This window comes from Streptomyces sp. NPDC058796, assembly GCF_042745235.1.
Lineage (GTDB): Bacteria > Actinomycetota > Actinomycetes > Streptomycetales > Streptomycetaceae > Streptomyces.
On sequence record NZ_JBHYOP010000022.1, the window covers coordinates 26,491 to 36,374 of the forward strand.

9 protein-coding genes and 2 pseudogenes are annotated in these 9,884 nt (G+C 68.6%); 10 read left to right on the forward strand and 1 reads right to left on the reverse strand.

Annotated features, from left to right (window positions below):
* The first annotated feature begins 247 nt into the window (after nt 1-247).
* From ACFW47_RS33940 to ACFW47_RS33960, 5 genes and pseudogenes are all read left to right on the forward strand, one after another.
* On the forward strand, nt 248-685 hold the full coding sequence (locus ACFW47_RS33940) for a hypothetical protein (RefSeq protein WP_386308142.1): 438 nt from the start codon (nt 248-250) through the stop codon (nt 683-685).
* Between the two features lie 232 nt (nt 686-917).
* The gene (locus ACFW47_RS33945; protein ID WP_386308143.1) at nt 918-1,982 is read left to right on the forward strand and encodes an ISL3 family transposase; all 1,065 of its coding nucleotides are present in this window, start codon (nt 918-920) and stop codon (nt 1,980-1,982) included.
* A gap of 34 nt (nt 1,983-2,016) precedes the next feature.
* Nucleotides 2,017-2,339: pseudogene (locus ACFW47_RS33950) on the forward strand (transposase); the annotation flags it as partial.
* Between the two features lie 309 nt (nt 2,340-2,648).
* A complete protein-coding gene (locus ACFW47_RS33955) occupies nt 2,649-3,644 on the forward strand; it encodes a helix-turn-helix domain-containing protein (RefSeq protein ID WP_386289046.1) in 996 nt (331 codons plus the stop codon).
* A 399-nt stretch (nt 3,645-4,043) separates the two neighbouring features.
* Nucleotides 4,044-4,328, forward strand: a complete 285-nt coding sequence (locus ACFW47_RS33960) for a hypothetical protein (protein WP_386308144.1) — start codon at nt 4,044-4,046, stop codon at nt 4,326-4,328.
* A gap of 1,059 nt (nt 4,329-5,387) precedes the next feature.
* Here the strand turns inward: ACFW47_RS33960 and ACFW47_RS33965 are convergent.
* The gene (locus ACFW47_RS33965; protein WP_386308145.1) at nt 5,388-6,029 is read right to left on the reverse strand and encodes a transposase; all 642 of its coding nucleotides are present in this window, start codon (nt 6,027-6,029) and stop codon (nt 5,388-5,390) included.
* Here ACFW47_RS33965 and ACFW47_RS33970 point away from each other — a divergent pair.
* The 5 genes and pseudogenes from ACFW47_RS33970 to ACFW47_RS33990 all read left to right on the forward strand — a co-directional run bounded on the left by ACFW47_RS33970 (nt 5,929) and on the right by ACFW47_RS33990 (nt 9,836).
* The gene (locus ACFW47_RS33970; protein ID WP_386289042.1) at nt 5,929-6,528 is read left to right on the forward strand and encodes a TetR/AcrR family transcriptional regulator; all 600 of its coding nucleotides are present in this window, start codon (nt 5,929-5,931) and stop codon (nt 6,526-6,528) included. The genes ACFW47_RS33965 and ACFW47_RS33970 overlap by 101 nt on opposite strands.
* 12 nt (nt 6,529-6,540) lie before the next feature.
* Nucleotides 6,541-7,767, forward strand: a complete 1,227-nt coding sequence (locus tag ACFW47_RS33975) for an FAD-dependent monooxygenase (protein WP_386308146.1) — start codon at nt 6,541-6,543, stop codon at nt 7,765-7,767.
* Between the two features lie 123 nt (nt 7,768-7,890).
* Nucleotides 7,891-8,677, forward strand: a pseudogene (locus ACFW47_RS33980) (IS5 family transposase); the annotation flags it as partial.
* 146 nt (nt 8,678-8,823) lie between these two features.
* Complete coding sequence (locus tag ACFW47_RS33985) at nt 8,824-9,306, forward strand: winged helix-turn-helix domain-containing protein (RefSeq protein WP_386289038.1); 483 nt, start codon at nt 8,824-8,826, stop codon at nt 9,304-9,306.
* Nucleotides 9,303-9,836 carry a transposase gene (locus tag ACFW47_RS33990; RefSeq protein ID WP_386289037.1) on the forward strand — a complete coding sequence of 178 codons (534 nt, stop codon included), beginning with the start codon at nt 9,303-9,305 and terminating at the stop codon, nt 9,834-9,836. The genes ACFW47_RS33985 and ACFW47_RS33990 overlap by 4 nt, the downstream gene beginning before the upstream one ends.
* Nucleotides 9,837-9,884: the final 48 nt, after the last annotated feature.

Genomic DNA, 9,884 nt, shown 5'->3' on the forward strand with positions numbered 1-9,884 from the left:
GCGGTCCAGTCGTACGACGGCCCCATAGCGATGCTGCCCGTCGCGCAGCTGCACGTACGGGATGTGCCCGATCTGAGCCCGCCGGAGGGCAAGGACCTGCTGCAGGTTCTGTGGTGCCCCTTCGATCATCCGATCATGCCCAGGACCCTGCTCTTCTGGCGCTCGGCAGCCGCCGTCACCGACATCCTCGACACGCCCCCCCGAGCCGCCCGCAGTGCAGTTCGACGGCTATCTACCGGAACCGTGCGTGCTCGAACCGGAGCAGATCACCGAGTACCCCGACCATCTGGAGCTGAGCGAAGAACTGCGGGAGCAGCTCAGGCAGTGGAGTGTGCCGCAGGCAGCGCAAGAGGACATGAACACGGAGACGTACTACGACTGTGTGCTGTCCAACGCCCCCGGCTGGAAGGTCGGCGGCTGGCCCGCTTGGGACGCCGCCGACCCCAGTCCACGGCACTGCTCCGAGTGCGGCACCGGCATGGAGGTCCTGATGACCATCGCCACGTTCGAGGAGGGGGACGATGGTGGGAACAGCTGGTCTCCACACCCCCACCCAGGTGCTGGGCCGTACCCCGGCCACCGCGGCTACAACGCGACCGGGGTCCAGATAGGCAGCGGCTACCGGCAGCACCTGTTCGTCTGCCCCGCAGATCCCGAGCACCCGCACATCGAGTTGATGACGTAGCCCGTCCGCAGTGGCTTCGTTCACCTTCAGTGACAGCGTTTGTCGACCAGTTTGAGCGGCGGTTAGCGATCTCTGGGACGATGAATGTTCACGAGTTTTGGTTCTGGCTCAGCTTCTGTGTTGCGGCCACGCTGAGTAACAACTGAACGTGCATGGGTGACTCGGCAACTTGCCCGAAAGTCGGCTGTGGACAGGGTGGTCGGGCCGTCAGTTCAGGGCTGTGGAAGAGGGCGTGCTCCATCTGAAGGAGCTGTTGTTCCCGTCGATCGCGGATGTTGCGGTGCTGTCAGTCGACGCGAACATCGCGATAGTGCGCGTTGGCGCACAGTGCACCGCGACGGGCGCCTCGTGCCCGGCGTGCGGGACGTGGTCCAGCCGGGTTCACGGCTCCTACCTGCGGTTTCCCGCCGACGTGCCTAGCGCCGGACGAAGTGTTGTCCTGCGCCTGCGGGTCCGCCGGTTCACCTGCCGGAACCCCGGGTGCGGGCGGCGGACTTTTGTCGAACAGATACCGGGCCTGACCCGCCGTCACGGCCAGCGGACCGAACGGCTGCGTTCCACTCTGGCCGCGGTCGGCCTTGCGCTGGCGGGGCGGGCCGGCGCTCGGATGGCCCGCGTGTTCGGGGCGCCTGCCAGCCGCAGCACGGTCCTGCGGCTGGTCAACGCGCTTCCCGAGCCGGAGCCTCCGGCCCCGCGAGTGGTCGGCGTCGACGAGTACGCGACCCGCAAGGGCCGCCACTACGGCACGGTCCTCGTCAACATCGAGACGCGGCGCCCGGTCGACCTGCTGCCCGACCGAGAAGCATCGACGCTGGCCGCGTGGCTGGCCCAGCGGCCGGGTATCGAAGTCGTCTGCCGCGACCGCGCGCCGTTCTTCGCCGAAGGCGCCGCCGCCGGGGCACCTCAAGCCGTCCAGGTCGCGGACCGGTGGCACCTGTGGCACAACCTCAGCGAGGCCGCCGAGCGAACCGTCGCCCAGCACCGTCGATGCCTGCGCGTTCTGCTCCCTGAAGCAAGTGCTGCGCCTTCCTGTGCGTCGAAGTCGGTGTGCCACGCTTCTGGCAGGTCGAATCCTGCCCAGTCCAGTGCTCCCAGCAGTTCCTCGAGCCGGTCCACGAAACTCTCCCAGTCACGGTCGGCCGGAGAGGGCACGATCGTGCCTCCTGCTGCGGGCGGCACAAGGATGGTGGACGCGGGTTTCGGTGCCGGCTGGCGACGCTCTTGCATGTCCAGCAGCGTGCCAGCCTGCTGCGCGATGTGCTGGCGTTCAGCGGAACGGCAGCGCGCGCACAGATAGCGGTACTCGTTTCCGAATCGTGCCGAGTAGCCCCTGGGGCAGGAAGTATCCGGCGATTGTGAAGCTGTGGGAGAACGCGTGGGAGGAGTTCACCCGTTCCTGCGGTTCGACACCGAGATCCGCCGCATCGTCTGCACCACCAACGCGATCGAGTCGGTCAACGCCCGTATCCGCCGGGCGGTCAAGGCCCGCGGCCACTTCCCCAACGAGCAAGCCGCCCTGAAATGCGTCTACATGGCGATCATGTCTCTCGACCCCACCGGCAAGGGACAGGCCCGCTGGACCATGCGCTGGAAGACCGCACTGAACGCCTTCGACATCACCTTCGACGGCCGCCTGACGGCGGCCCGCCAGTAACCCCAACCACTCTGGCTACACCGCTCGTTTGACAGACCCCGCCGTCAGGATTGGAGGTGCGGAAGCTGGAGCCATCGGGGCGCACGACGTAACGCCAGGCGGAGGACTGTGACCTGCAAGTCCCCTTTCGGGGTCGAGCATGACGCGAACGGCCACGATCCGCCCGCCTGCCGTGCAGCGTCAAGGGGCTGGCCGATCAGGTCAAACCGGGACGTGCCTGCATCCGTGGCGCATTGTTGCTGCCGTGCTCACTTCAAGACCGGGAAGGCGAGGTGGGACAGGGAGTAAACGGGATGGCAGCGAGGGGCCATGGTGTACAAGACGGTGTTCCGAAGCGAGGACGTACCTGCCGCGGACCGCTTCGACTACTGGCGTGAGCTTATGATCCAAACAGTCGTACCGATGGACATCAGCAGTGACCACGCTGACGACTTCCAGGCATCCATCCATGTGCTGGAGCTCGGCGCTGTGGACGTGCGGCCGACAACCTTCGAGTCGGTGCACTTTCACCGGACTCCCAAGCTGATCCGGCAATCCGATCCGGAGGTGCTCCACGTGCTTTTCGTCGAGCGCGGGGTCGTGGGCGTGAGCCAGGCCGGGCAGCAGGCCACACACGGCCCCGGTGACCTGACCATCGTCGACTTCTCGCGGCCGTACAACTCCCATGCAATTGACGACCGGAGTCCGGTGAAGGCGGTGGGCGTCGCAGTGCCCAAGGAGCTGCTGCCGTTGGCCGGGAACGGCGTCAACAAGCTGCTCGCGCACCCAATATCGGCACGGGAAGGATTCGGTGCCCTGCTGGCGCAGTTCCTCACCCGCATCACGACCGACAGCGGCTCCTTTCAGCCCTCCGACAGCCCCCGGCTAGGGACCATCGCGCTCGACGTGCTGTCCGCACTGCTCGCCCACGAACTGAACGCCGACAACGCCCTCACCCCGGAAACTCGCCAGCGGACGCTGACCCTGCGCATCCGCTCCTTCATCCAGCAGCACCTGGCCGACCCCCGGCTCACGCCCCGCGAGATTGCCGCCGCGCACCACATCTCCCTCAGCCACCTGCACCGCCTCTTCCGGGAAGAGGGCACCACCACCGTCGCCGTCTGGATCCGCCACCAACGCCTGGAACGCGCCCGCCGCGACCTCGCCGACCCCGCACTGTGCCACGACACCATCCACCAGATCGCCACCCGCTGGGGCTTCACCCGTGCTGCCGACTTCACCCGCGCCTTCCGCACTCACTACGGCATGCCACCCAGGGACTACCGACACCGAGCACTCGGCATCCAGGCTGAGACGCATCGCTAAGCACCGCGCACTCCCTGCTAACGACTTTCCCGCGGCAGCCCGGCAGTCTGCTGAGGTCCCTGCCGGCCGAGCCGGCAGGGACCGCGAAGCAGTACGACCCTGGCCAGTTCCTGAAAGAGCCAGCGGCCAGCATCACACGCGGCACCTCTCGATCGAGGGCCAAAGCCGCGGATGGCACGAGAGGGAGCGTGACGAACCGCACCATTCGCTATCAAATCCATCTCAATGCTGAGGAGTCGAAGTGACACGCACGAAGAGGGCGTTGGCCGTCAGCGCCACAGCCGCTGGAATCCTCGCGGCCACGGCCAGCTCCGCACTGGCTCAGACGACCGCGCCGCCGGAGCGGAACCAGACGATCACGGCACATAACCAGGACCGCTGACGCAAGGGGGAGAACGAATGATGCGCCGCAAGATCCAAAGCATCATGGTGGCCACCGGACTCGCCGTATCCGCGCTGTCCGTACCACTGATCACTGCAACACCTGCGTCTGCGGCTACGGTGCACTGCAAGGACTATCTCAAGAGGCAGGGCTACCTCGTCGGCCCAAAGGTAACCAAGGCCTGCAAGGTGGCCGCCGATGGCGGCGCCTTCCAAGCATGGGTCTGCGAGTCGCGACTCAAGCAGATCGGGGTGCACAGGAGCCACGCGGAAAGGGCCTGCTACTTCGCCTGGCATGAGTAGGGTGCTCAGCCGGTAGGTCCAGCCAGTGCATGGCGCCGGCCATGAAGAAGCGGGGCACTGGCGTGCGGCACATCAACACGCGTGCCTGACGAGCACATTCAGCGGTCCGTGCGAACGCCCCCGGAAGCCCGGCCCGAGCCCGGCGACGCCTGGGCGGCCTGCGCTCCGGGCCGCGCGCTACGGGCGCCGACGCCGCGCCGTCTCGCCCGGGGCGGCGGGTCGTCCACGGTGATGCCCAGGCGCCGGCGCGCCTGGGTAGTGGCAGTCGCCACCGCGGCGAGGGCCAACCCGAGGTCCTCCCCGACGCGGCCAGGGCCGTCCGGCGAGGCCCACAGCATGCTGGTCGTCGGCTCCGGCGGGTGGCCGGCTCGATCTCCTTCTTGCGGCGGCTCCGGCTGCGCCCCACGCCAACGGGCTTGCCGCCGCGGCAGGCTCTTGAGCAACTGCCCCAGGGCAACCGCCAAGACCATCTCATGGGGGGGGACCCTTCCCACCCGAGTGCCCGCTCGGTCCGAGTGCCCACTCGGTGAGTTCCAGGAAGCCGCTCTCGATCCGCTCGATCACCACCGACCGGCCCCGCCGACGAGCGAACCAACTGCCCGCACACCTTCACACTCTCGCTCGCGCGCACCGGGTCGGGAGCGACGGCTGCCCACCCAGAGGAGAGGGCTGCTGTGGTCACGGGCACTCGAAGAGACGAAAGAGTTTCCATGGGCGAGGCAAAGGGACGTGCTCACGGCTACGGCCACGCCGGAAAGGCAGGTCAGGGAAAAGGCTGGCCGTTTCAAGCGTGCCGTCGGCAAGCTCGTGCGCCTGTACCGCCGCCACCACGCGTGGCGTGCCCCGTTCCCGCTGTGGGCGAGGATCGTCTGCGACATCCTGTTCTGGGTCATCACCGCCGCCGCGGCTACGTCGCGATCGGCAGCCTGCGCGGAGCCATCCTCATCGCAGCTCCCCTCCTCGGGTTCCTCGGCCTCGCCTCGAGCAAGGAGCACGACGACGGCATCGACTGGAGCGACCACCAGTGGGAGGGCAACCCAGAAACCCCGGGCCCAAAATCTAGAGCGTCCTCGCGGTGACTCTGCTGCGCAATTCCGGGCTGGGGGTCGGGTCGTCAACCGGTAGCTGAGGCGAGTGAGACGACTGGTTCGGGATCGGCCTTGGTCGTGTTCGGTCCAGTGGGCATCGAGCCTGATCACGTTGATCACGGTCGCAGAGAACACGTGCTGCAAGCCGCACCTTTTGCCCGCGATAGCGGGCATGGCGGATGCCGGCCACATCGAGGGCCTGGTTGTTCGTCCACTCCATGCCGGAGCGCAGGGCGTACTTCTCCTTCCACGTCTGCGTTGTCTGCTGGGTGCGGGCCGCGGCCGGGGTGGTGTGCAGGCGCTCGGGGTGGAAGGTGAGCATGCGGTTGCCGCGTCGGGCGGAGGTGCACTGCGCATGAACGGGGCAGGCGGCACCTCTGCCAACTCCCCGTTTCCCGCAGTGCCTTGCCGGCCGGCCGACGTGCGCCCTACTATCAGGGCAATCGCCCAGTACGACCGTCCGGGGCAGATGCTGCGGACGTATGCCCACGCGGGCGGACGGGAGGCGTGCGGTGTCCTCACCCGCAGCGGCACGTGGCCGCGAGGTGCGGCAGCGGCTGCTGGCGACGGCGGCGGAACTGATCCCGGAACGCGGCTGGACGGCCGTCAGCACCCGGGTCTTGGCCGACCGCGCCGGGGTCGCGCCGAGCGTAGTGCACTACCACTTCCCGTCCCTGGCCGCACTGCTGGGCGAGGCGGCGATCGGCACGCTGCGCGACCTGCTCGCCGTCGCCGGCGAGGTGCTGGAGCAGGCGCGCGCCCCCGGCGAGCTCAGCGACCTGCTGCTGGCCTCGGTCCGGCAGTACACCGGCACGGACTCGCTGTCCCTGCTGTCCGTGGAGACCTACCTCGCAGCCACCCGCGACCCCGAACTGGGCGCCCGGCTCGCAGCCCTGGTGGCGGAGTTTCGGCAGCGGCTCGCGGGGCTGCTGCGCGCCCACCGGGTGCCCGAACCCGAGGCCACCGCAGCCGTCCTGGCCGCCACCATCGACGGCCTGCTGCTGCACCGCGCGCTGCAACCGGCCGACGGGGGCAGTCCCGGCAGTTCCGGCGACGATGCCCTCGGCGCCGTGCTGCGACGCCTGGTCACGGATCGTCCGCAACACGACTGAGGAGATGCACACATGAGGCTCGTGATCTGCGGAGCCGGCCTCACCGGCCTGACCCTGGCCAACCGGGTCGCCGCGCTGGGCGGCGAGGTCGTGCTGCTGGAGCGATCGCCCGCACCGCGCGCCCAGGGGTACATGATCGACTTCTTCGGCGTTGGCTACGACGCCGTCCGGGCCATGGGCCTGCTCCCGGCCGTCCAGGAGGCGGCGTACCTCGTCCCGGAGGCCGCGTTCGTCGACGAGCGGGGCCGTCGCCGGGCGGGAGTGAGCATCACACAGTTCTCCTCCGGCGACATCGTCAGCATCATGCGGCCCGATCTGGAACGGGTCCTGCGCGAGGCGCTGCCGCCGCAGGTCGACGTGCGCTACGGCACCGGGCCGCGGGCCGTCGAGGACCGAGGGAGAGGCGGTGTCCGCGTCACGCTCACCGACGGATCGCAACTCGACGGCGACCTGTTAGTCGGCGCCGATGGCATCCACTCCACCGTGCGGCGGCTGGTCTTCGGCCCCGAGTGGGACTACCTGCGCCATCTTGGCTTCCACACCGCCGCGTTCGTTTTCGACCTGCCCGAGCTGCACACCGTCATCGGGCGGCGCGCCTGCCTCACCGACACGGTAGGCCGGCAGATGGGCTTCTACGCGCTGCGCGACGGCCGGGTCGCCGCCTTCGCCGTGCACCGCACCACCGACCGTACCCTGCCGGACGACGTCCGCGTAGCGGTGCGCCGTGCGTACGGGGACCTGGGCTGGCTGGTGCCTCAGGCGCTGGACCGCTGCCCGCCGTCCGAGGAGGTCTACTACGACCACGTGGCCCAGACCGTGGTGCCGCGGTGGAGCAAGGGGCGGGTGGCGCTGGCGGGCGACGCCTGCTACGCGGTCTCCCTGCTGGCCGGTCAGGGCGCCTCCCTCGGCATCGGGGGCGCCTACCTGCTCGCCGACCGGCTGGCGCGGGCGGGGTTGGTCGAGCACGCGCTGGCGGAGTTCGAGGAGCTGTGGCGGCCCGTGGTCGAGGAGAAGCAGCTGACCGGCCGCAACGCCGCCCGCTGGTTCCTGCCCGCCTCGCAGTTCCAACTGCGGCTCCGCCGCACCGCCCTGCGCCTGGCCCGGCTGCCCGTCGTGGACCGGTACGTCGCCGGTGCACTGGCCGGTAAGTCCTCGGCCCTGATCCGCAACCTGGCGGCCGATCGGCCCTCGCTGCCCGCCCCGCCTTCGCCGGCCTCCGAACGCGACCACACCGCCTGATCGGCCGCGACATTCCCGGCGACGTCATCGACGAAGAGACAGCCGCCGGGTACGACCCTTACTGGCTCTAACAAAAGCTGCTGATCATGAGTCTGTCGGCCTCTCTGCTCGTTTGGTCTGGGCATGGGAAACCGTCAGCCCCGGCCGTGGATCGTGTCGGACGAACCGTGGTCGCTGATCGAGCCGTTGCTGCCGAAGCCAGGTCCGAAGAAGACCGAGGGCAGACCGCGGGTGCCGGACCGGCAGGCCCTGTGCGGGATCCTGTTCGTCCTGCACACCGGCATCCAGTGGGAGTACCTGCCCCAGGAACTCGGCTAAAGCTCGGGCATGACCTGCTGGCGGCGCCTTGCGGCCTGGAACGAGGCTGGCGTCTGGGACCAGCTCCAGCAGCTCCTGCTCAACGAGCTGCGGTCGAAGAACCAGCTGGACTGGGAACGGGCGGTGATCGACTCCTCGCACGCGCGGGCCGCCCGCAGGGGCCAAAAGCGGGCCCAGCCCGGTCGACCGCGCACGGCCGGGAAGCAAGCACCACCTCATCGTCGACGGCCAGGGCATCCCGCTCGCGGTGTCACTGACCGGCGGAAACCGCAACGACGTCACCCAACTCGAGCCACTGCTCGACACGATTCCCGCCGTCGCGGGCCAAGCCGGCAGACCCCGCCGATGTCCGGATGCTCTGCTGGCCGACCGCGGCTACGACCACGACAAGTACCGCCGCCTGCTCTGGCAACGAGGGATCCGCCCCGTGATCGCGAAACGGCGCGAGCCACACGGCACCGGGCTGGGCATCTTCCACTACGTCGTCGAGCGAACGATCGCCTGGCTGCACGGTCTCCGACGCTTGCGCATCCGCTGGGAACGGCGCGACGACATCCACGAAGCGTTCCTCGGCCTCGCCGTCTGCTGGTCACCCACCGCCACGTCCAGCGGCTTTGTTACTGACCTTTCCGCTCAGTTGTCGGGGCTGACATCGCTAGATCCTTGCGGTATGCCGTGGCCATGAGATAGGCGCAGGGTGGTGGTCTCACTCCGCAGGGTCAGGCCGCGCGGGAGCGGGTGCGCATGCTGGCCGCCGATGGCTTTGTGCGGGGTGAGAAGAACACGGTGATCGCGAAAGAACTGCGGGTCAGCGTCCGGTCGGTGGAACGGTGGCGCCGCTCCTGGCGCGAGGGAGGGCGACAGGCCCTGCGCCCGTCGGGCCCGGCCAAGCGGCCGAAGCTCGGCCACAGTGACTTCGCCGTGCTCGAGCCGCTGTTGCTGGAAGGCGCGATGGCTCAGGGCTGGGGGGATGAGCGGTGGACGCTCTCGCGGGTGCGGCTGCTGATTGCCGACCAGTTGGGAGTGTCGTTGTCGATCCGCGGAGTGTGGGAGTTGTTGCGGCGGCACGGCTGGTCGTGTCAGCAGCCTGCCCGGCGGGCGGTCGAACGGGACGATGCGGCGGTGTCCGGCTGGGTGAAGGAGATCTGGCCCCGGGCAAAGCCACCGCGGCGGCGCTCGGGGCATGGCTGGTCTTCGAGGACGAAGCCGCTGTCTCGATGACGTCACACCGTGCACGCACCTGGGCACCCAGGGGGAGCACACCCGTGGTTCGATTCAACGGCGCTTCCCGCGGCCGCATCACGATGGCCGCACTGGTGTGCTTCAAGGCCGGCGAACGCAGCCGTCTGATCTACCGTCCTCGCGTCCAGGGCCATCACCAAGGGGCCCACCGGGGCTTCATCTGGCAGGACTACCGTGATCTTCTCGTGCGGGCCCACCTCCAGCTCGGCGGTCCCATCCTGGTGATCTGGGACAACCTGAATGTTCATCGCTGCAGCCGATTACGTGAGTACGCGGCAGAGCATGACTGGCTCACCATCGTCCAGCTGCCCAGCTATGCACCCGACCTCAATCCGGTCGAGGGCATCTGGTCGTTGCTCCGGCGCAGCACTACCGCCAACGTCGTCTTCCGCGATCGCGACCACCTTGTCCAAGCTGTCCGCAGTGGCCTGCGCCACATCCAACGACGCACCGACCTCATCGGGGAGTGTCCAATAGACGGCGGATCCGATGATCAAGGAGACGCCTGAAGTGAGCGAGACCATCAGCGAGCACGAGTCGGTGGAGGAGCCGGTCGT